Source organism: Streptomyces sp. NBC_00080 (assembly GCF_045041255.1).
Classification (GTDB): domain Bacteria; phylum Actinomycetota; class Actinomycetes; order Streptomycetales; family Streptomycetaceae; genus Streptomyces; species Streptomyces coriariae.
This window is the reverse complement of record NZ_CP108235.1, coordinates 4468270-4489274: the sequence shown is the minus strand read 5'-3', so window position 1 is coordinate 4489274 and position 21005 is coordinate 4468270. Positions and strand designations below refer to the sequence as shown.

16 protein-coding genes are annotated in these 21005 nt (G+C 71.0%); 8 read left to right on the top strand and 8 right to left on the bottom strand.

Annotated features, from left to right (window positions below):
- Nucleotides 1–6 precede the first annotated feature (6 nt).
- The 3 genes from OHU34_RS19985 (at nucleotide 7) to OHU34_RS19975 (ending at nucleotide 5384) form a co-directional block, all read left to right on the top strand.
- On the top strand, nucleotides 7–2124 hold the full coding sequence (locus tag OHU34_RS19985; protein ID WP_405767609.1) for a peptidoglycan DD-metalloendopeptidase family protein: 2118 nt from the start codon (nucleotides 7–9) through the stop codon (nucleotides 2122–2124).
- An 8-nt stretch (nucleotides 2125–2132) separates the two neighbouring features.
- Nucleotides 2133–3566 (top strand): PQQ-binding-like beta-propeller repeat protein, encoded by a 1434-nt coding sequence (locus OHU34_RS19980; RefSeq protein WP_405767606.1) that lies wholly within the window; start codon nucleotides 2133–2135, stop codon nucleotides 3564–3566.
- Nucleotides 3567–3653: 87 nt separating this feature from the next.
- Nucleotides 3654–5384 (top strand): type IV secretory system conjugative DNA transfer family protein, encoded by a 1731-nt coding sequence (locus OHU34_RS19975; protein ID WP_405767604.1) that lies wholly within the window; start codon nucleotides 3654–3656, stop codon nucleotides 5382–5384.
- Nucleotides 5385–5537: 153 nt separating this feature from the next.
- Here the strand turns inward: OHU34_RS19975 and OHU34_RS19970 are convergent, their stop codons facing one another.
- Nucleotides 5538–6812 (bottom strand): hypothetical protein, encoded by a 1275-nt coding sequence (locus OHU34_RS19970; protein ID WP_142265358.1) that lies wholly within the window; start codon nucleotides 6810–6812, stop codon nucleotides 5538–5540.
- Nucleotides 6813–7482: 670 nt separating this feature from the next.
- Between OHU34_RS19970 and OHU34_RS19965 the strand changes: the two genes are divergently transcribed.
- Entirely contained in the window at nucleotides 7483–8592 is a 1110-nt protein-coding gene (locus OHU34_RS19965; protein ID WP_142265359.1) for a sugar ABC transporter substrate-binding protein, read from the top strand.
- 127 nt (nucleotides 8593–8719) lie between these two features.
- Here the strand turns inward: OHU34_RS19965 and OHU34_RS19960 are convergent, their stop codons facing one another.
- Genes OHU34_RS19960 through OHU34_RS19950 form a run of 3 tightly spaced genes read right to left on the bottom strand, consistent with a single transcriptional unit; the run spans nucleotide 8720 to nucleotide 12059 of the window.
- Complete coding sequence (locus OHU34_RS19960; RefSeq protein ID WP_142267972.1) at nucleotides 8720–9577, bottom strand: transglutaminase family protein; 858 nt, start codon at nucleotides 9575–9577, stop codon at nucleotides 8720–8722.
- Nucleotides 9578–9582: 5 nt separating this feature from the next.
- Nucleotides 9583–10515, bottom strand: a complete 933-nt coding sequence (locus OHU34_RS19955) for an alpha-E domain-containing protein (RefSeq protein ID WP_057601130.1) — start codon at nucleotides 10513–10515, stop codon at nucleotides 9583–9585.
- Nucleotides 10512–12059 carry a circularly permuted type 2 ATP-grasp protein gene (locus OHU34_RS19950; RefSeq protein ID WP_405767601.1) on the bottom strand — a complete coding sequence of 516 codons (1548 nt, stop codon included), beginning with the start codon at nucleotides 12057–12059 and terminating at the stop codon, nucleotides 10512–10514. The genes OHU34_RS19955 and OHU34_RS19950 overlap by 4 nt, the downstream gene beginning before the upstream one ends.
- A gap of 381 nt (nucleotides 12060–12440) precedes the next feature.
- Between OHU34_RS19950 and OHU34_RS19945 the strand changes: the two genes are divergently transcribed.
- Nucleotides 12441–13550: a helix-turn-helix transcriptional regulator gene (locus OHU34_RS19945; RefSeq protein ID WP_142265361.1), complete on the top strand. Its 1110-nt coding sequence runs from the start codon at nucleotides 12441–12443 to the stop codon at nucleotides 13548–13550.
- On the opposite strand, the gene OHU34_RS19940 is transcribed toward OHU34_RS19945, so the two are convergent.
- Nucleotides 13444–14505: a LuxR C-terminal-related transcriptional regulator gene (locus OHU34_RS19940; RefSeq protein ID WP_142265362.1), complete on the bottom strand. Its 1062-nt coding sequence runs from the start codon at nucleotides 14503–14505 to the stop codon at nucleotides 13444–13446. The genes OHU34_RS19945 and OHU34_RS19940 overlap by 107 nt on opposite strands.
- Before the next feature lie 156 nt (nucleotides 14506–14661).
- Nucleotides 14662–15510: a hypothetical protein gene (locus OHU34_RS19935; RefSeq protein ID WP_057601134.1), complete on the bottom strand. Its 849-nt coding sequence runs from the start codon at nucleotides 15508–15510 to the stop codon at nucleotides 14662–14664.
- 525 nt (nucleotides 15511–16035) lie between these two features.
- On the opposite strand from OHU34_RS19935, the gene OHU34_RS19930 reads away from it, so the two are divergent.
- Nucleotides 16036–16371 (top strand): hypothetical protein, encoded by a 336-nt coding sequence (locus tag OHU34_RS19930; RefSeq protein ID WP_054241900.1) that lies wholly within the window; start codon nucleotides 16036–16038, stop codon nucleotides 16369–16371.
- Nucleotides 16372–16548: 177 nt separating this feature from the next.
- Here OHU34_RS19930 and OHU34_RS19925 read toward each other — a convergent pair whose 3' ends face one another.
- Nucleotides 16549–16962 (bottom strand): pyridoxamine 5'-phosphate oxidase family protein, encoded by a 414-nt coding sequence (locus OHU34_RS19925; protein ID WP_160159991.1) that lies wholly within the window; start codon nucleotides 16960–16962, stop codon nucleotides 16549–16551.
- A 120-nt stretch (nucleotides 16963–17082) separates the two neighbouring features.
- Between OHU34_RS19925 and clpB the strand changes: the two genes are divergently transcribed.
- Nucleotides 17083–19686 (top strand): ATP-dependent chaperone ClpB, encoded by a 2604-nt coding sequence (clpB, locus tag OHU34_RS19920; RefSeq protein ID WP_142265364.1) that lies wholly within the window; start codon nucleotides 17083–17085, stop codon nucleotides 19684–19686.
- Between the two features lie 59 nt (nucleotides 19687–19745).
- On the opposite strand, the gene OHU34_RS19915 is transcribed toward clpB, so the two are convergent.
- A complete protein-coding gene (locus OHU34_RS19915) occupies nucleotides 19746–20189 on the bottom strand; it encodes a hypothetical protein (protein WP_405767597.1) in 444 nt (147 codons plus the stop codon).
- A gap of 214 nt (nucleotides 20190–20403) precedes the next feature.
- Here OHU34_RS19915 and OHU34_RS19910 point away from each other — a divergent pair, with 214 nt between their 5' ends.
- Nucleotides 20404–20958 carry a YbjN domain-containing protein gene (locus OHU34_RS19910; RefSeq protein WP_020129182.1) on the top strand — a complete coding sequence of 185 codons (555 nt, stop codon included), beginning with the start codon at nucleotides 20404–20406 and terminating at the stop codon, nucleotides 20956–20958.
- Nucleotides 20959–21005: the final 47 nt, after the last annotated feature.

The window sequence follows — 21005 nt, the reverse complement described above, 5'->3', positions numbered from 1 at the left end:
GCCGGCATGGTTGCACCAGCGGTACTGGCCGCCGCCGGCAAGGCGGCGAAGGTCGCCAAGGCCGCGAAGGCGGCCAAGGCGGCGGCCCAGCGCGGCGGCGGTCAGGGTGGCGGCGGCGACAAGAAGAACAACAAGTGGATGTGGATGGCCGGCGGTGTCGGCTGCCTGCCCATCGCCGGGGTCGGCACCCTCGTCATGGTCCTGGTGGGAAGCATGATCGGCGGGGTGGGCGCCGGTGCCGCGGCTGCCTCCTGCGGCGACTACGCCGACAACGCCAACGCCGGCAACACCGGTGACGCCGCGGCCACCAACCCGGTCATGCCGGCCGGCAAGATGTACATGCCGAGCGAGACGGCGCGCAACGAGATACCGCCGAAGATGATCCTCGCCGCGATGCGCGCCGCCGCCCGCTACGACGGCCTCGACTGGACGCTCATCGCCGGGCAGATGTACCAGGAGACCAAGTACGGCCAGGACCCCTCCGCCGCGCCCGGCGGCAAGAACTCCCTCGGCTACATGGGCATCCTCCAGTTCGGCAAGCCGGCCTGGACCGACTACGGCGCCGACGGCAACGGCGACGGCACGAAGGACCTGTACAACATCGACGACGCGGCCTGGGCCGCCGCCAACTTCCTGCACGCCAAGAAGGCCGAGACCGCTCCCTTCAAGGCGCTCCAGATCTACTCCGGTTCCACGGCCGCCAACACGATCTACCCGCGGGTCGTCCTCACCCAGGCCGCGCGCTACCGCGGGGTGCTCACCGGCGACCAGGACCTCATCAAGCGCTGGTACGCGCATCTGAAGGAGACCATCGAGAAGAACCCCGGCTTCCCCACCCTCGGGAAGCAGTCGGACATTCCCGAACCGGTCGGCAACAACGCCCAGCCCGGCTCCGCGCTCAGCATCGCCGCGACCCCGGCCCGCTCCTGGTCGACGCCGGCGCTGGACGACGACAGCGGTGACGGCAGCACGACCGCGATGTCCCTCGCCGCGTACAGCAGCGACATCAGCGGCAACAGCGGCAGCGGCAGCATCGGCGCCGGCTACGCGACGACCGTGTCCTTCCCCCTTGCCAAGGAGCCCACCACCGGCAAGGACTGGCAGTGGCCCATGAAGCAGGGCACGTACACGGTCGGTACCCCGTACCACCAGAACGGCCGTATGTGGAGCCTCGGTTACCACACCGGCCTCGACCTGGTGGCCTCCAGCGGCACCCCGATCTACGCCCCGGCCGACGGCAAGGTCGTCCACGCCGGTCCCGGCGGCTCGTACGGCAACATGACGAAGATCGAGCACGCGGGCGGGGTCATCACGCTCTACGGCCACCAGACCTCGATCAAGGTGTCCGTCGGGCAGACCGTCAAGCGCGGCCAGCAGATCGGCACGGTCGGCGCGACCGGCAACGTCACCGGACCCCACCTGCACTGGGAGGTCCTCGTTCCCGGTGTCGACAACCCGTTCGTGGGCGGCCAGGACAAGGGCCCGGGCATGGTCGACCCGGACGAGTGGATGAAGGGCAAGGTCACCGCCAACCCCGACTACGGGACCGTCCCGGGATCCGACGAGAGCAGCAGGGACGCGCAGTACGCCGACTGCGCCGAGGACAACGGCGGCGCCGCGGTGGCCCCGGACGGCGCGGGCGCCTCCGGTGTCCTTCCCGACGCCGACGACCCGGTGATCCGCGCGGTCCTCGGCTGGGCCCAGCGCGGCATCGGGGTCCCGTACGTGTTCGGCGCGCCGCGGCTCCAGGGTGAGAACCCCACCAGCTTCGACTGCTCCAGCTTCACGCAGTGGGCGTACTACATGGCCAGCGACGGCAAGATCAACATCGGTACGACGACCTACACGCAGGAGCCGTACCTCAAGAAGTACGAGGTGTCGCTGTCCGAGGCGCAGCCCGGCGACGTCATCTTCTTCCGGCCGGAGGCGGGCCACTCGGGCCATGTGGGCCTGGTCTGGGACCCCAAGGGTCACAAGATCATCCACGCCCCGCGTCCCGGCAAGTCCGTCGAGTTCAGCAACTGGGACTACCAGGACACGATCACCGGGGTCTACCGCGTGCCGATCCCCCAGGGCACGAACGCGGTCGAGGGCGACGGCACAGACAGCGGAACAGGAGCATGAACCAACAGATGAGGCGTCACCTTCTTCCCCTCACCGGGGCCCTGGTGTCACTGGGGCTGGTCGCGGGCTGCGGCGCAGGCGACGACACGGGGACGGGCGACGCGACGGACGGGAAGGCGACGCCCAAGGCGTCCGCGTCCATCGCCCGAGGCCCCGCGTACGAGGGCGCCGCGCTGCCCGGCCTGGCCCGGAAGCCCGTGTGGAGCCTGACCGCGGACGGTGTCTCGGGATGCCCCGGCGACCCGGTCGAGCGGGCCACGAGCAGGGTCGTCGGAGACCACTCGCAGACCTGCGTGCTCGGTGACGCCGTCGTCCTCACCGAGGACGCGACGACGTACCCCGACAGCACCGGCGGCACACCCGAGGAATACCTCTTCCGGGCCCGCCTCCTCGACGCGGCCACCGGCCGGGAACGCACGTCGGTCGAGGTCACGATCCCCGCCGACGGCTGGTCGAGCGACCGGGATCCGGCGCCCGCCGAGTTCTTCACCATCGGGCAGTGGAAGGACGGCACACCCGCGCTCCTGGCCGTCGACGGCGACGTGACCCCGGCGAGCGGCCTGAAGAAGGAGTCGGTCCGGACGACGTACACCATGTACGCCCCCTCCGGCGAGAAGCTGGGCAGCTCGGCCTACGACGGCGAGGACGGCACCGACTACACCGTCGAGGCCGGCCATGTACGGCTGAAGGTGGGGAACGACAGCGGCTCCTACGCCCCGCTCGGCGGCGGAGCCACCGTCGAGGTCCAGGACCGGTGGGAGGACCAGGCACCGATCGGCCCGGGCTTCGGCTACCGGGTGGCGACGTCCCTCGCCGAGTTCTACGTCAGCGGCGACCGGCTCCAGGTCTCCGACCGGCTCACCGGCAAGGAACTGTGGGACACGGAGGGCGTCACCCTGCCCGCCGCCGTGGCGGCGCAGACCCCGGACGGCGACCGGGCGGCCGCCTCCCTCTTCCCGCTCGCCGGGGACAAGGGCCTGCTCGCCTGGGGCCTGAAGGACGACACGTACGACGCGCTCCTGACGGTGGTCGACCTCAGAACGGGGCGCACCCTCGTGGAAGGTCCCAAGACCTTCCTCGACCCCAACGACGCGCACGAGCCGGTCGTCGTCCTCTCCGCCGACGGGAAGAGCGTCGTCACCCAGTTCGGCGGAGGCGCGGTCGCCTGGGACGCGGAGACGGGCGACGAGCTCTGGCGTCAGGAGGCGGACGAGCAGGACATCGAGCCGGTGGCCCTGCCGACCGGCGACGTCCTGTACGCGTCCGTCAGCGACCTGGGGCTGGCGGCGCTCGACATGCGCACCAAGAGGGTGCTGGCCTCCGGCCTGGAGCCCGGCTCCTCGCTGAACGACGACGTCGACGTCCTGGAACGCACGTCCGACGGCCACGCCCTGTTGGCTACGAGCGAGGGCGTCTTCGTCTTCGCTCCGGAGAAGGCCTGACCCCGGTCCTCCCGGACACCGCCTCCCAGCACCCCCACCCCCCAGACAACTCAGCAAGTCCACAGTCCAGAAAGGACGGACCCGCGGGTGACCGCAGAACAGCAGAAGAAACCCCGCGCCGAGGACGACTGGACCTTTGAGATCGTCATCGCCGTCGCGGTCGTGCTCCTCGTCGCGGCCGGGGCCTGGCTGGCGGCGAAGGTCGGGGCCGGGTACGCCGACGCGCCCGCGCCGCCCGGCAACCCGCTGACGTTCCTCGTCGAGGTGATCAAGGGCGACTACAGCTGGCCGGGCTCGGCGGCCAGTGCCGTCGCGGCCGGTGAGGCGGTGGTGGTCGGGATCCTCGGCCTGGCCGCCTACCGGGTGCGGGAGCGGTTCAGGAACAAGCCCAAGGTGGACGGTGCCGCCCAGCACCTCGCGAAGGGCGAGGAGCTCGGCAAGCTGACGATGAAGGGCGCGGCCGCCACCGCCGAGCGCCTCGGCGTGCAGTCGGGCACGCCCGGCGTGTTCATCGGACGGTCCGTCAAGGGGCGTCAGCCGCTGTACGGGTCGTACGAGGACATGCACGTCGACATCTGGGGCCCGCGGACCGGTAAGACGACCCGGCGCGCCATTCCCGCCATCCTGGACGGGCCCGGCGCCGTCCTCGTCACCTCCAACAAGCGCGACATCGTGGACGCGACCCGGGGTCCGCGGACCGCGCGCGGCCCGGTGTGGGTGTTCGACCCGCAGCAGGTCGCGCAGGAGGAGCCGAGCTGGTGGTGGAACCCGCTGTCGTACGTCACCGACGTGGCCAAGGCCCGCAAGATGGCCGACCACTTCGCCAGCGGTTCGCGGGACGCCAACGCCTCCACCGACGCCTTCTTCGACCCGGCCGGCCAGGACCTGCTCGCCAACCTGCTGCTGGCCGCCGCGTGTGCCAAGGCGCCGATCACCCAGATCTACACCTGGCTGTCCAACCCCAAGGACGACGCCCCGGAGCGGATCCTGCGCGGCGCCGGACACGCCATGTCCGCGGACGGGCTGGCCGGCGTGATCAACGCCCCCGACAAGCAGCGCAGCGGCATCTACGGTGTCGCCCAGCAGATGGCGTCCTGCCTGGTCAATCCCGAGGTCAACCGGTGGGTCACGCCCCCGGCCGACGAGTACGCGGGCGAGTTCGACCCGCACGCGTTCGTCCGCACCGGCGGCACCCTGTACTCGCTGAGCCGGGAGGGGCGCGATTCCGCCGGGCCGCTGGTGACCGCGCTGACCGTGGCCGTCGTCGAGGCGGCCGAGGAGTACGCCACCACCCAGCGCGGCGGCCGTCTCCCGCTGCCTCTCGTCGGTGTCCTCGACGAGGCGGCCAACGTGTGCCGCTGGCGGACCCTGCCCGACCTGTACTCGCACTACGGCTCGCGCGGGATCATCCTGATGACGATCCTGCAGTCCTGGGCACAGGGCATCGAGGTGTGGGGCGAGCGCGGCATGGAGAAGCTGTGGTCCGCCGCGAACGTGCGCGTCTACGGTGGTGGCGTCTCGGACACCCGCTTCCTGGGCGACCTGAGCGAGCTGGCCGGCGAGTACGAGCTGCGCGAGTACCAGACCAGCCGTGAGTCGGAGTTCGGCGGCTGGTCCGGCAACCGGGCGATCAGCGAGTCCACGCGCCGCGAACGCGTCCTCCAGGTCTCCGACCTGGGCGCGATGCCGCCCGGCCGGGCCCTCGTCCTCGCCTCCGGCACCAAGCCGGTACTGGTCGAGACGGTCCCGTGGTGGGAGGGCGCGTACGCCGCCGAGGTCCAGGCCTCGCTGAAGAAGTACGACCCCGGGGCGCGCTGAGCCGACGGCGGCAGCACCGAGGACAGGGCAGGGCCCGGAGGCGACTGCCTCCGGGCCCTCCCCTGTCCGTGGTCTTCGGCTGTCGGCTGTCGGCTGTCGGCTGGGCCGTCGTGCCGTCGTGCCGTCGTGCCGTCGTCCGTCGTCCGTCGGGGATCAGACGCGTGCGGTCCGCCGGCGACGCGTGCCGAACCAGGCCGCCGCACCGCCGACGGCCAGCAGGGCCGCCGCGAGGGCGCCGTAGAGGACACCACCGCCCGAACCGGTGGCGGCGAGCGAACCGGTGGCGCTCGTCGTGTTCGTGGTGCCGCCGGTCGTGCCGCCCGTGGTGGTGGCCGCGGAGGAGGATGCGGAGGCGGACGCGGACGCGGACGCCGACGCGGACGCGGACGGCGTCGTGGACGGAGTGCCGCTCGGCGGGGTGACCAGGGCCGGGCCGGCCTTCACCTTGGTCTGGGCGCCGTTGAACCCCCAGGAGTCGGCCATGGAGAACAGCGCCTCCAGCGGGACGACGGTGTCCTTCTTGATGTCGCTCTTCTTACCGAGGGAGAGGTACAGCTTGATGCCCTCGGTGCCCTTGGCGGAGCCGAAGCCCTTGGCTATGGCGGGGAGTTCCCACTCGCTGTCGTTGGACTCCTTCAGCTTGACGATCTTGCCGTCGACCTCGGCCTCCAGGATGAAGTCCGGGTTGCCCGCGCCGTCACGGAACTGCTGGGCCGACACGGTGCGCTGAAGCTCGGCGGGGAACTCGCCGGGGCCGGTGGCCGTGGCGTTCAGCACCAGCTCGGCACGCTGACCGGGCCGTGCGACGGCGCCCGTCTTCTGCTCCCACGCCACGTTGAGCTTGCCGGGCGTGATCGCCGGGTCGATCTTGAAGACCTGGGTGTTGCGGGACGGGTCGTCGTCGGTGTCGCCGACCAGCCGCCCGGCGGTGAGGGTGAAATCACCGTCGTTGGTGGGGTAGGAGGCGCCGAGGCCGACCGTGACCTTCCAGGTGTACTCGGTCTTCGCCGGGATGGAGAAGGTGGACGCCGCGTTCCCGGTGGCCGGGAAGAACAACCCCTGGAAGGAGCCGTCCTGGCGGCCGACGGCCGACTTGGTCGCGGGCGCGTCGAGCGCGGTCACGTCGAAGACGACGGAGTCCTTCAGCACCGGGCTCGGACCGTCCGGCGTGCCCGGCAGCCAGGCCGAGAAGTCCTGTGCCTTGTCGGAGGAGTTGGCGACCGTGAGGACCATCGACTCCGTCGCCCCACCGCGCTTGAGCGGGCCGGTGGGGGTGGGCGCGCCCAGCGTCATCTTCAGCGCGTGTTCGCCCGCCTTGTCGGCGGCGACAGCGGTGGCCGGGACGAAGGCGGCGCCGGCGACAGCGGTGACGACGGCGGTCGCGGCCACGGTGCGGATGCGGCGGGCGGCGACGGAACCAGCGGACATGATGAATCCCCCCAAGGAATCGATCAGCAAGGGCACGCCGTGATGACGGCGTGCGAAGACACGAGCGAGAGGTGCAACGACGAAGTGCGACGAGAAGGAGGAGAAGTGACCGCCCGCCGGTACTGCTTGTCCCCCCGGCGGCTCGCGGTGCACTCATCCTGACCCGGATTTCACAGGTGATCAATCGTCGCTCCGTCACCACTTCGCAACAGCGCCGGAAGCGACGATTCCGCTGGTCACGGGCCTATAACCGGGGGGTCACGCTCCGCTCCGCCGTCCCCTGCGGAGGCGGTTGCCGTGGCGCGGCGGCGACGGCTGTGGTGAGGAGGCCGCCGGTCGTGGTCGGTACGACGGCCGTGGCGAGGCCGGCGGGATGCGTGCGTTACTCGGGTCGGAAGGGAAGCCGGCGTGATCGTGACCGCGAGGAACGGACTTGGTTGTGCGACTTTTTGCGCACTCGCCGGCTGGTTCTCTGTCCAGGTCTTTTCAACGTCTCCGCGTGCTCTCCATGCGTCTTCACCTGCTGAGCGGAGCGTGATGTTGCTACTTCGTTAAGTAGTTCCGCTTGACGCCGACGGCCGCCGCCGCGTTGTCTTTTCAGACACCTGGGTCTACATGTCACACCCATGTGTCCGGAATCGCACCGAACGCACCTGAAGTGAGCCCCCGAATGCGTCGTATCGCCATAGCTGTGGTCGCCTCCACGATGTCCCTGTCGCTCGCCGGGTGCGGAATGCTGGGGGCCTCGGAGAACAGCAGCAGCGCGACACCGACCCGGAGCAACGACGTCACGGTGGGCGTGCTGATGCCGGAGGAGACCAACACCCGGTACGCGGACTTCGACTACCCCATCATCAAGAAGAAGGTCGCCGAGCTCACCGAGAACAAGGGCCGGACGGAGTACGCGAACGCAGCCGGGGAAGCCAAGACGCAGCTCACCCAGATGCAGAAGATGATCGACGAGAAGGTCGACGTCATCCTGCTGGACGCCGTCGACTCCAAGTCGATCGCGACGATGGTGCAGAAGGCCAAGGACGCGAACATCCCCGTCATCGCCTACGACCGCCTGGCCCAGGGGCCGATCGACGGGTACGTCTCCTTCGACAACGAACTCGTCGGCGAGGTGCAGGGCCGCACCCTCGCGGAGGCCATCCCCAACCTTCAGGCCAGCGACAAGATCGTCATGGTGAACGGCTCGCCCACCGACCCGAACGCCGGGCAGTTCAAGGCGGGCGCGCTCAACGAGCTCAACGGCCGGGTCACGGTGGCGAAGTCGTACGACACCGACAAGTGGAGCCCCGAGGTCGCCGAGGCCAACATGACGAAGGCGATCGAGGCGCTCGGCGTGTCCAACATCGCCGGCGTCTACTCCGCCAACGACGCCATGGCCGGCGGCATCATCAAGGCCCTGAAGGCCGCGGGAGTCAGCTCCGGCGACCTGCCTCCGATCACCGGCCAGGACGCGGAGCTGGCGGCCGTGCAGCGCATCATCAGCGGCGAGCAGTTCATGAGTGTCTACAAGCCGTACCCCAACGAGGCCGAGGCCGCCGCCGAGGCCGCCGTCGCCAAGGTCCAGGGCCGTGACATCCAGTTCGACGCGCTCACCCGCGACCGGGTCGACAGCCCGACCACCAAGGACATCCCGGCCAAGCTGGTGACCGTGGTCGCGCTGACGAAGAGCAACATCAAGTCGACCATCGTCGCCGACGGCATCTACAAGGTCTCCGAGATCTGCACCGCCAAGTACAAGGCCGCCTGCCAGGCCCTCGACCTGCTCTGATCCGAGCCACGGACTCCGGGCGGGCCGAGCGCCCGCCCGGACCGTACCGCCCGGACCGTACTGGCCCGGCCCGCACCGGCCCGCACCGGCCCGCACCGGCCCGGCCCGTGCCCGCCCGTGCCTCCGCTCACGCCACCCGGGTGAACTCCACCGTCACCTCCGGCGGTCCGCCGGCGACACCTCGGTAGATGCCCTTGTGCGGGGTGACGTCGTCGTAGTCGCGACCCCGGCCGACCACCACGTGGGACTCGTCGGGCCGGGTCCGGTTCGTCGGGTCGTAGCCGTGCCAGTCGCCGGCCCAGTACTCCACCCAGGCGTGGCTCTGCCCGGCCACCGGGCGGTGCAGCTCCGCGTCCCGCTCGGGGTGGAGGTAGCCGGAGACGTACCGGGTGGGCAGGCCCAGGCCGCGCAGCAGCGCGATCGTGACATGGGCGATGTCCTGGCAGACCCCGGCGCCCTGGTCCCAGGCCTCGGCGGCCGAGGTGTTCACGCCGGTGACGCCGGGCAGGTAGGACACCTGGTCGGCGACCATCGCCGACACGGCCTCCGCCGTCCCGTGCGGGTCCAGGCCCATGGCCGCCTTCCTCGCCTTCTTCACCAGCTTCGGCGGGACCGTCGTACGGGCCGTGGGGCCGGCGAACTCCAGCAGGCGGGAGCCGGCCGTGTGCGCGGCGATCTCCGGCCAGCCCGGGGCCGGCGGCAGCGGGCCCGGCGGGGCCGTCTCCACCAGGCTGGACGCCGTGATGGTGAGGTCCGCGTGCGGGTCCATCAGCTCGAAGGCGGTGACCTGGGTGCCCCAGTAGTCCCAGTACGACCAGGTGGTGGCCGCCGGGCGGACGGTCACCCGGGAGTCCAGCGTCGTCTGGCCCGGCAGGGTGAGGGGGGTCATCCGGACCTCGTTGTGCGAGAGGACGGCGGCCTGGGTGTAGGAGACACGGGTCGTGTGCCGGATGCGGAGCCTGCGGGTGGTGGCCGCGGTGGTCATCGCGCTCACGCTCCTTCCTGGGCCCACACCACGGGCCCCTGGTACGGGTAGAACCGCTCCGCCACCGCCTCCGCCGACGCCATACAGGCCGTCTGCAAGTCGCCCAGGAGGAGCGGCAGTTGCTCCTCCAGGGCGGGCGAGTCGAGGTATTCGAGGCGGGTGCGCAGCCGGCCGATGGGACGGCGGGCCGGGTCCTGCCGGGGACGGCCGAGCGCACTCAGGCACTCCTCGGCCGTCGTCAGCGCGTGCAGTGCCGACCGCGGGAAGTCCCGGTCCAGGAGCAGGAATTCGGCCACCCTCGGGGTGTCGCCGAAACCGCCGTACACGCGCGCGTACGCCTCGTCGGCGCCGGAGGCGCTCAGCAGGGTCGGCCAGTCGGGCGCGTGGGCGGCGTCCAGGACGCGCACCGACAGCAGCCGCACGGTCATGTCCACCCGCTCCAGGCTCCGGCCCAGGACGACGAACCGCCAGCTGTCGTCGCGGCTCATCGTGGAGTCGGCGAGCCCGAAGAAGAGGGCCGCACGGCTGCGGACGAGCTCCAGATAGCCGTAGGGGCCCGTACGGGAGGCCGCGCGGCGCTGGTCGGCCAAGGCGTGCCAGGTGGCGTTCAGGCACTCCCACATCGCCGAGGAGACGGCCTCGCGGGCGCTGCGCGCGTTCAGCCGGGCGGCGCCCAGCGCGCCCTCGATGGCGCAGGTGGAGCGGGAGTCGAAGGCCAGCTGGTCCAGGACCTGCCGCATGTCGACGGTGTCGGGGCCCGCGTCGACGCCGAGGATCGCGTACAGCGACCGGCAGGCCGCGTCCTCGTCGCGCCAGGGATCCTCCAGCATGCGGTGGAGGTAGGCGTCGAGGATGCGCGCGGTCGCGTCGGCCCGTTCGACGTAGCGGCCGGTCCAGGTCAGCGCTTCCGCTATGCGGGAGAGGATCACGTCGTTCACTGCTGCTGCGCCCCTTCCTGTACGGCGGTGGGGACCCCGTCCGGGCCCAGCTGGCGGGGTGCGACGGCCGGGGGCGCGTCGTCGGCCGGCAGGGCGGCCGGGCCGTCCGCCGGACCCTCGGCGAGCACCCAGGTGTCCTTGGAGCCGCCGCCCTGACTGGAGTTGACGATCAGGTTGCCCTCCTGCAGGGCCACGCGGGTCAGTCCGCCGGGAAGCACCCAGACGTCGGTGCCGTCGTTGACGGCGAACGGCCGCAGGTCGATGTGGCGCGGTGCCATGCGGTCGCCCGCGAGGGTGGGGGAGGTGGACAGGGCCACGGGCCGCTGGGCGATGAAGCCGCGCGGGTCGGCGGCGACGGCCTTCCGCGTCTTCGCCAGGGTCTTGGCGTCGGCCTTCGGACCGATGACGATGCCCTGCCCGCCGGCGCCGTCCACGGGCTTGATCACCAGCTTGTCCAGCTGGTCGAGGACGGCGTCGAGCTGACCGGGTTCGTCGGGGCGGTACGACTCCACGTTGGGGAGGACCGGTTCCTCGCCGAGGTAGTACCGGATGAGGTCCGGGACGTAGGTGTACAGCAGCTTGTCGTCCGCGATGCCGTTGCCGACGGCGTTGGCGAGGGTGACCTTTCCGGCCAGGGCCGCGGTCATGATGCCCGGGCAGCCGATCACCGAGTCGGGGCGGAAGTGGAGCGGGTCGAGGAAGTCGTCGTCGAGCCGCCGGTAGACGACATGGACCGGTACCTCGCCCTTGGTGGTCCGCATCCACACCCGGTGGTTGCGGCACACGAGGTCGTGGCCCTCGACCAGCTGCACGCCCATCAGCCGTGCCAGCAGGGCGTGTTCGAAGTAGGCGGCGTTGCTGGGGCCGGGGGTGAGGACGACGACCCGCGGGTCCGCGGTCCCCTCGGGCGCGGCGGCCCGCAGGGCGGCGAGCAGCCGCGCGGGATAGCCGTCCACCGGCACGACGTGCTGCCCGTCGAAGAGCGAGGGGAACACCCGGGTCATCGCCCGCCGGTTCTCGATGACGTACGACACCCCGCTGGGGACCCGCACGTTGTCCTCGAGCACCCGGAAGTCCCCCGCCTCGTCCCGGACGAGGTCGATGCCGGCCACGTGGATGCGTACCCCGCCGGGCGGGTCGACGCCGTGGGCGGCGCGGTGGAAGTGCGGGGAGCCCAGCAGCAGCCGCCAGGGGACGACGCCGTCCTCGAAGGCGCGGCAGGGCCCGTAGGCGTCGGCGAGATAGGCCTCCAGGGCTCTGACCCGCTGAGCGACCCCTCGTTGTACGAAATCCCATTCCAGCGCGTCGAGGATCCTGGGCACCAGGTTCAGCGGCCAGGGACGCTCCTCGCCCGCGAAGGCGTAGGTCACCCCGCGGTCGGTGAAGGCGCGGGCCATCTGGTCGGCCCTGAAGCGCAGTTCACCCGGTTCGATCGGCTGCAGCGCGGCCAGTACCGGCTCGTAGGCGGTCCTGACCTCACCCGGCCGCTCGAACATTTCGTCCCACGCGTCGGCCAGCGCGTACGCGTCAAATATGTCCGCCATGGGCCGACGTTAAGTGGGCTACGTGACACGGCGATCACTCCGGCATTTCCGGGAGTGCACGGGTGCTCGGTGTGCCCGCGGGGCATCGCGGGTGTGGTGGCCCGTGGCCTGGCCCGGCCGGACTCCCCCGTGGTCCGGCCGGGTTGGCTGTGCCCTCCCCCGAGTGGGGAGCACCCGGGGGCAAGCGGAACCCACCTTGCCTTGCCGCGAGCGCCCGGCACCACCGTCAGCTTGTTGCAGTGCGAGGGGAGGAGGCCGGGAGAAACAGGAACAGACCGGTGGTTTTCTCGGGCGTCGGCCGGGGCAGCCGTGTTGCGGAGCCGGTCCGGGCCGCGCATAGTTGCGCTCCGGAAGCGGCGTACGGCGGGGGTGGGATGGGCGATGGCCGGGCACGGGACGGAGGAGCATCCACACGGTGCCGACCGACTGTGCGAGGCCGGGGATCGGGTGTATTCCCGGGCCGTGCGGCGCGGTCGGGTGGCGCGGACGGACGCCGAGCCGGTCCCGTGCCTCCTGGAACTCGCCCTGTTGCACCCCGACCCCGACGACATGGACTGGCTGGTGCCGACCTCCCCGCAGGAGGTCATGACCCGTCTGCTGCGCGGACTGTACGACGAGGTGAGCGCGAGCGGGCGCCGGATGGGCTCGGCGGTCGCCGCCTTCGAGTGGTACGCGGGCCTGGGCGGCCCGGCGCGGGGCGGGACGGCCGGCGAGGGCGCGGCGATCCGGGTACTGGACGGCGCCTCCCGCATCCAGGCCGCCCTGGACGCGGCGACCGTGGCGTGCACGACCGAGGTCCTCACCGTGCAGCCCGGCGGCATCCGGCGTGAGCACGAGTTGTCGGAGGGCCTGCACCGGGCGCTGGAGCTGCGCGGCCGGGGCGTTCGCATGCGGGACATCTACAACCATGTCGCCCGGCACGGCCAGGGTCTGCTGACCTACCTGGAGCTGATGGGCGACGCGGTGGAGGCCCGCACGCTGGACGAGGTCATCGACCGGCTGATCCTCTTCGACCGCACGGTCGCCTTCATCCCGGCGAACACCGACCGCACGATGGCCCTGGAGCTGCGCCACCCGGCCCTGGTCTCCTACCTGGTGACGGTCTTCGAGCGGTTGTGGCGGCTGGCGATCCCGCTCACCGCGCCCCTGCCCGAGACCCGGATCGAGGGCATCTCGCACCGGGAGCAGTCGATCGCCGCCCTGCTGGCGGAGGGGCATCAGGACGCGGTGATCGCCGAGCGTCTGGGCATCAGTGTGCGCACCTGCCGCGCGCACATCGCCCGGCTCTCGGAGACCCTGGGCGCGGCCAGCCGGACCCAGCTGGGGGTGCGGATCGCGCAGGTCGGCCTCGACCGGCCGTCCGGGGAGGCGGAGCCGCCGTCGGTCAGTCTCCCGGCGCCGGGGGCCGGTCCGGACCCGGCCGCTGCTCCTGCTCCTGCGCCGCCCGGTTCGGGTTCCGTTCCCGGTCGAGGATCCCCGACTGCCCGATGAGGTAGCCGAGTTGGGCGCGGCTCTCGCTGCCGAGGGTGGTGGCGAGTTTGGCGATGTGGACGCGTGCGGTCCGGATGTTCATGCCGAGACGGTCGGCGATGACGGCGTCGGTGTGCCCTTCGACGAGGAGGGCGGCGATGGCCTGCTGCCGGGGGGTGACGCCGTTGAGGGACGGGCGGTGCACCGCCTGCGGGTACATCGGGGTGGCCAGCCGCCAGAGGCGGTCGAAGGTGATGGTGAAGTACGTGAGGAGGGCGGGGTGGCGGACCTCCAGGGCCAGTCGGCCGTCCTCGCCGGCGGGGATGAAGGCGACCTTGCCGTCGATGACGATCAGGCGGTCGGTGACCTCGTCGAGGGTCCGGGCCGCCACGTCGCCCCGGAGCTGCTCGTAGCGGGCCAGGACGAGGGGCTGGTGGCGCTGGGTGTGCTGGTAGAGGGTGCGGATGCGGCAGCCGCGGTCGAGCAGGGCCTGGTCGCGAGCCATGGCCACGGTCTGGGCCGTCTCCCCGCGCGGCCCGCTGTAGTGGACGTTGGGCTGGATGCAGAGCAGTTCGTCCGTCGCCTCGGCCGTCGCCTCGGTGATGGCCCCGTTGATCTGTTCCGTGCCGCTGAGGAGCCGCAGGGAGGCGGGATCGGCGGCGGCGGTGCGGCTGCCGGTGATCCGCATCAGGGGTTCGAAGAGGGTCGCCAGTCGTTCCTCGCGGCGCCGTTCGTCGGCGATGCGGGTGCCCGAGGCGCGCAGCAGCCGGTGCAGGGCCAGGGCGGGGGAGACGGGTTCGAGCTGGTCCGGGTCGTCCACGACCGGGTGCAGCAGGCCGAAGGACAGCAGACAGGGCGCCGCCGTCTCGGCCTCCTCGGTCTTGACCCGTCCGTCGCGCAGGGCCGCCTCGTAGAGGTTCGTGCCGGCGGCGCACAGGTTCTCCACGCCGTGGTGGGCGTGCGGCGGCGCGTTCACTGCGGATCTCTCTCCCGTTCGAGGACGGCGGACGGTGGACGGCGGACGGTGGACGACGACGGCGTGCGGTCGACTGCGGGCGGCCGGGAGGTGCGCGGCCCCGGCCGGGCGCGGGCGTGCCGTTCCCGGTTCTCGGTCCCGGGCCCGCCCGCGGGGTCAGGGTTCCTGTTTGAGGATCCCCGACTGAGCTATGAGGAAGCCGAGTTGGGCGCGGCTGCCGCTGCCCAGAGCCGTGGCGAGTTTCGCTATGTGGGCTCGGCAGGTGCGTACGTTCATGCCCAGACGGCGGGCTATGGCCTCGTCGACATGCCCCTCGACGAGGAGCTTGGCGATGGAGTGCTGGATGTCCGTGATGCCGTCGGGGGCGGTCTCGTAGGGGGCGCCGGTGGCCAGCGGGACCGCGCGGCCCCACATGAACTCGAAGACCTTGATCAGGTAGCGGACGAGTCCCGGGTGCCGGAGCTCGAGGGCGACCTGTCCGTCGTCCCGGGTCGGGATGAAGGCGACGGTCTCGTCACAGATGATCAGCCGCTCCACGAGTTCGTCGATGGTGCGGTACTCCACCTTGCCGTCGGTGAACTGGGAGACGTAGGCCAGCGTCTCGGGGCTGTACCGGGCCGTGTGCTGGTAGAGGGTCCGGATCCGGCAGCCGCGTTCGATCAGCGGCCGGTCGCGCTCGAGGCCCTGTACGAGCGTGTGTTCGAGGCGCCGGCGGCTCGGCTGGACGGTGAGCATCTCGGTCTGGCACTGGGAGGTGGCCAGATCGAGTGCCGCGTTGATCCGGTCGATGCCCTCCAGCACCGTGATCGAGTGTGTGGTCGGCGTCGGCTGGGCGCTGAGGGTCATGAACGGCTCGAAAGCGTCGGCGAGTTCGACCGACAGCCGTCTGCGCTGGGTGATCTCGCGCTCGATCGGGTTGAGCAGCTGGGACAGGGCGATCGACGGGGGCACCGGACGTAGCCAGTTCGCGTCGTCGGGGTCCGCATGAAGCAGGGCGAACTCCATCAAACACGGAGCAGGCTCCACGTCGGCACGGGCTATGCGGCCCGTCCGAAGAGCGTTCCCATAGAGACGGCGACCTTCCTCGCACAGCTCAGTCGACGCATGAGGATGTGTCTGCTTTGTCTCATTTTTCGTCAAATCTCCACCCCCCAGGGTCCTGAACGTGCAGGAACATGATGCATCGATTGTGTGGCCATGACGTGCCCGAATGGGCCATCGTCGTAGTGGACGGGGGAGAGGTGACCTTCAAATGAGGACGAAGCCGACTATGCATAAGAGAATGCTTCGCTCGGCGCTTGCCGCCGCCTTCTCCGCCGCCTTGGCCTTCGGGGCGCTGAGTGGCCTTGCGGGAACGACGGGTGACACGGCGCGCGACAGTACCTGGAGCACGGGTACCGAGACCGTCGCGGCGCCCGCGGACAGTACGTGGGTCGCGCCCAGTGACAGCACGTGGGTGATCACGGCGGCAGACGTGCCGGGTGACAGCACGTGGGTCGCTCCCGGCGACAGTACGTGGGTCGCCGAGTCATGACCACTCCACCCGACGACCGCTCCTTCCGCCGCGAAATGGCCACCGCCTACCGCTCCGGCTGGCACTTCATCGACCTGGTCACCGCCATCCCCCACAGTGGTGACTCGTTGATGGTGACCGTGTTCGGCGAGCCGGTGGTCGTGACGCGCGACGAGGACGAGGACGTACGGGCCTACCGGTGCCTGCGCAAGCCCCGGGGGGCGCCGCAGCCCGTGCGGTGCGCCATTCGTTACGGAATGATCTTTGTGAACCTGGACCAGCGGGACCACAGGCTCGTGGAGCCCGAGACCCCGCCCCTGAAGACCATCTCAGCCACCCCCCGCAGTGCCTGACGCGATTCCCCCGTCGTAACAGATCGCTCAGGTGCTTCCCCCCGCAGCGGCGTCACCGTGACCTGAACACGGTGACGCCGCTGTAATTTGCGGGGACATTTCCGCACATGCACCCGCTTGAGCGTTGGCCGAAAAACGACGGGGACGGATCTGGTCATCCGCCATGCCTCACCCGCGTCAGCCGCGACCCATCGCCCGGGTCAGCTCGATCTCGATCACCACGCGCGCGGGGTTCGGGCTCGGCGTGCGCCCGTAGCGCTCGGCGTACCGGCGCTCAGCCTCCGCGACCCGGTCCGGCTCCCCTCGCACGTACGCCCTGCCCTCCAGGGTGGCCCAGCGCCGGCCGTCCACCTGGCACACCGCGACCCGGGCGCCGTCCGGCCCCGCCGCCAGGACGTTGCCGACCTTCGTGCTGCGCTTGTCGGCGATGACCCGAGCGAGTCGGGCCCCGGGTTCGTATGTCACTCCGACCGGAACCACGTGCGGACCGCCGTCCGGACGTGGTGTGGTCAGTGTGCACAGGTGCCGTTCGCGCCAGAAGGCGAGATACGGCGCGTCCGGGGCGCCCGGGTCCTGGGGGTATGCGGCCATGGTCCGGAACCTAACCCGTTCCCGGACTCCCGCGCACACCTTGAGCGGAATAGACTCAACTTTGTGTACGCTGACTGAGTCAGACACGGGAGACTGCTGACGCCAGGAGGAGAAAGCGACGTGGACGCCGAGCTGACCAACCGGAGCCGGGACGCGATCAACGCGGCCAGCAACCGGGCCGTGTCCCAGGGACACGCCGACCTCATCCCCGCCCATCTGCTGCTCGCTCTGCTCCAGGGGCAGGAGAACGACAACATCGTCGACCTCCTCGCCGCCGTCGACGCGGACCAGGCGGCCGTGCGGGCCGGGGCCGAGAAGGTGCTCGGCGCGCTGCCCAGCGTGACCGGGTCCACCGTCGCGCCCCCGCAGCCCAACCGCGAGCTGCTGTCCGTCATCGCCGACGCGCAGAGCCGGGCCGCCGACCTGGGGGACGAGTACCTGTCGACCGAGCACCTGCTCATCGGCATCGCCGCCAAGGGCGGACAGGCCGCTGACGTGCTGGCCCGGCAGGGCGCGACCCCCAAGAAGCTCCAGGAGGCCTTCCAGAAGTCCCGCGGCGGGCGCCGGGTGACCAGCGCCGACCCCGAGGGGCAGTACAAGGCCCTGGAGAAGTTCGGGACGGACTTCACCGCCGCCGCCCGCGAGGGCAAGCTCGACCCGGTGATCGGGCGGGACCAGGAGATCCGGCGCGTCGTGCAGGTCCTCTCCCGGCGCACCAAGAACAACCCCGTCCTCATCGGCGAGCCAGGCGTCGGCAAGACCGCCGTCGTCGAGGGGCTCGCCCAGCGGATCGTCAAGGGCGACGTGCCCGAGTCCCTCAGGAACAAGCGGCTCGTCGCGCTCGACCTCGGCGCGATGGTCGCGGGCGCCAAGTACCGGGGCGAGTTCGAGGAGCGGCTGAAGACCGTCCTCGCCGAGATCAAGGACTCCGACGGGCAGATCATCACCTTCATCGACGAGCTGCACACGGTCGTCGGCGCGGGCGCGGGCGGCGACTCCGCGATGGACGCCGGCAACATGCTCAAGCCGATGCTCGCGCGCGGTGAGCTGCGCATGGTCGGCGCGACGACGCTCGACGAGTACCGGGAGCGGATCGAGAAGGACCCGGCGCTGGAGCGCCGCTTCCAGCAGGTGCTGGTGGCGGAGCCGTCGGTCGAGGACACCATCGCGATCCTGCGCGGCCTCAAGGGCCGCTACGAGGCCCACCACAAGGTGCAGATCGCGGACGCGGCCCTGGTGGCCGCCGCGACCCTCTCCGACCGGTACATCACCTCCCGCTTCCTCCCCGACAAGGCCATCGACCTGGTCGACGAGGCGGCCTCCCGCCTGCGCATGGAGATCGACTCCTCGCCGGTCGAGATCGACGAGCTCCAGCGGTCCGTGGACCGGCTGAAGATGGAGGAGCTGGCGCTCAGCAAGGAGACGGACGCCGCCTCCCGCGAGCGGCTGGAGAAGCTGCGCCGCGACCTCGCCGACCGGGAGGAGGAGCTGCGCCTGCTCACCGCCCGCTGGGAGAAGGAGAAGCAGTCGCTCAACCGGGTCGGCGCGCTGAAGGAGAAGCTCGACGACCTGCGCGGCCAGGCCGAGCGCGCCCAGCGCGACGGCGACTTCGACACCGCCAGCAAGCTGCTGTACGGCGAGATCCCGACCCTGGAGCGCGACCTGGAGGCCGCGTCCGAGGCCGAGGAGGAGGCCGCGAAGGACACCATGGTCAAGGAGGAGGTCGGCTCGGACGACATCGCCGACGTCGTCGCCTCCTGGACCGGCATCCCCGCGGGCCGCCTCCTGGAGGGCGAGACGCAGAAGCTGCTGCGCATGGAGGAGGAGCTCGGCCGCCGCCTCATCGGCCAGGCGCAGGCGGTGCAGGCCGTCTCCGACGCCGTACGCCGCTCCCGCGCCGGCATCGCCGACCCCGACCGCCCCACCGGCTCCTTCCTCTTCCTCGGCCCGACCGGCGTCGGCAAGACCGAGCTGGCCAAGGCCCTCGCCGACTTCCTCTTCGACGACGAGCGGGCCATGATCCGCATCGACATGTCGGAGTACGGCGAGAAGCACAGCGTCGCCCGCCTGGTCGGCGCGCCCCCCGGCTACATCGGCTACGAGGAGGGCGGCCAGCTCACGGAGGCGGTGCGCAGGCGCCCGTACAGCGTGGTCCTGCTGGACGAGGTGGAGAAGGCGCACCCGGAGGTCTTCGACGTCCTGCTCCAGGTCCTGGACGACGGCCGGCTGACCGACGGCCAGGGCCGCACGGTCGACTTCCGCAACACCATCCTGGTGCTGACGTCGAACCTGGGCAGCCAGTACCTGGTCGACCCGGTGACCACCGAGGCGGAGAAGAAGGAGCAGGTCCTGGAGGTGGTGCGGGCCTCGTTCAAGCCGGAGTTCCTCAACCGGCTCGACGACCTGGTCGTCTTCTCGGCGCTGAACAAGGAGGAGCTGGAGCGGATCGCCCGCCTCCAGATCGACCGCCTGGCCAAGCGGCTCGCCGAACGCCGCCTCACCCTGGAGGTCACCGACGCGGCCCTGGCCTGGCTCGCCGACGAGGGCAACGACCCGGCGTACGGCGCCCGCCCGCTGCGCCGCCTGGTCCAGACGGCCATCGGCGACCGGCTCGCCAAGGAGATCCTGGCAGGCGAGATCAAGGACGGCGACACGGTCCGGGTGGACACCTTCGGCGAGGGCGAGGGCCTGATCGTGGGCCCGGCGACCGGCAAGACGCTGTAGCGCCACCGCCACCGCCACCGCCACCGCCACCGCCACCGGCCCCCGCCTGCCCGGTCACCTCACGTCGTGAACGCCGAGTACCGCACCCGTACGGTCTCGGCGTTCACCTGCGTCACGTCCACGTTGACGTAGTAGGCGTCCGTCCCGGGGCGGTCGGTGACGTCGAGCTGGAAGCAGTAGTCCGAGCCGTGCCCACAGGCCTGGGTCCCGGGGCCGCCCGGCTCGGGCGCCTCCGGATAGGTGCCGGCCAGCCAGGCGTCGAAGCCCGCGCGCGGCATCCGGAAGTCGGCCTGGTAGTTCGTGTCCAGCCAGGACTGCACCGTGCACGAGGTGTCCTCGGCGCCCGCCGGCAGCTCGGCTCCGCCGAACGCCAGCGCCTCGGCACAGGGCACCTTCTTCAGCCGGGTCCCGTCCTGTTCCGCGTCGTCGGTCAGCACCCAGACGACGGCCAGCACCAGCAGGCCGGCCACCAGCAGCACCGGCAGGGCCAGGACCGCCGCCACCACACCCCACCTGGTCCGGCCCCGTGGCACCGGCCCCGGCGATACTCCGGCCGCGCTTCGCCCGTTCGCCATGCGATTCCCCTCCACCTGTCACCGCCCCTTCGCGCAACAGGCCGGATCATGTCAGCTCACGGCTGACAGGCCCGTGCTGGGCTTGCCACCCCCCTCCCCGCATGGGGGAGGATGGCGGGATCCGTACGAAGGGAAAATCACGGTGAGTATCGACCCGTCCTCGATTCCGAACTTCGGGGGCCAGCAGGAGCCGCAGCCCCAGGGTGGACCGGCGGGCCCCGTCGTCCCGGATCAGGATCTCGTGAAGCAGCTCCTCGACCAGATGGAGCTGAAGTACGTCGTCGACGACGAGGGTGACCTCGCGGCGCCGTGGGAGGAGTTCCGTACGTACTTCATGTTCCGCGGCGAGGGTGACCAGGCGGTCTACTCGGTGCGGACGTTCTACGACCGGCCCCACAAGATCGACGACAAGGTGGCGCTGCTCGAGTCGATCGACGACTGGAACCGCCGCACCCTGTGGCCGAAGGTCTACACCCACACCCACGACGACGGCACCGTCCGCCTCATCGGCGAGGCGCAGCTGCTGATCGGCGCCGGTGTGAACATCGAGCTCTTCGTCTCCTCGACGGTGAGCTGGGTGCGGGCGGCGATCGAGTTCGACAAGTGGCTCGTGGAGCAGCTGGGCCTGGAGTCGGCGGTCAACGACGCCGACGAGAAGCCCGAAGACGGCGCCGAGGGCGCCGAGGGCGACAACTAGGTCCCCATCCTGCCTGTACGCCGAGCGGGCGCCCGTCCACAGCCTGT

What these genes read in the sequence shown, in the direction of transcription:
- OHU34_RS19925 (WP_160159991.1), bottom strand. Translation starts at nt 16,962, where the DNA reads ATGGCCGCATACCCCCAGGACCCGGGCGCCCCGGACGCGCCGTATCTC.
- OHU34_RS19945 (WP_142265361.1), top strand. Translation starts at nt 12,441, where the DNA reads ATGGCCGGGCACGGGACGGAGGAGCATCCACACGGTGCCGACCGACTG.
- OHU34_RS19985 (WP_405767609.1), top strand. Translation starts at nt 7, where the DNA reads ATGGTTGCACCAGCGGTACTGGCCGCCGCCGGCAAGGCGGCGAAGGTC.
- OHU34_RS19960 (WP_142267972.1), bottom strand. Translation starts at nt 9,577, where the DNA reads ATGACCACCGCGGCCACCACCCGCAGGCTCCGCATCCGGCACACGACC.
- OHU34_RS19930 (WP_054241900.1), top strand. Translation starts at nt 16,036, where the DNA reads ATGACCACTCCACCCGACGACCGCTCCTTCCGCCGCGAAATGGCCACC.
- OHU34_RS19950 (WP_405767601.1), bottom strand. Translation starts at nt 12,059, where the DNA reads ATGGCGGACATATTTGACGCGTACGCGCTGGCCGACGCGTGGGACGAA.
- OHU34_RS19970 (WP_142265358.1), bottom strand. Translation starts at nt 6,812, where the DNA reads ATGTCCGCTGGTTCCGTCGCCGCCCGCCGCATCCGCACCGTGGCCGCG.
- OHU34_RS19935 (WP_057601134.1), bottom strand. Translation starts at nt 15,510, where the DNA reads ATGGAGTTCGCCCTGCTTCATGCGGACCCCGACGACGCGAACTGGCTA.
- OHU34_RS19980 (WP_405767606.1), top strand. Translation starts at nt 2,133, where the DNA reads ATGAGGCGTCACCTTCTTCCCCTCACCGGGGCCCTGGTGTCACTGGGG.
- OHU34_RS19965 (WP_142265359.1), top strand. Translation starts at nt 7,483, where the DNA reads ATGCGTCGTATCGCCATAGCTGTGGTCGCCTCCACGATGTCCCTGTCG.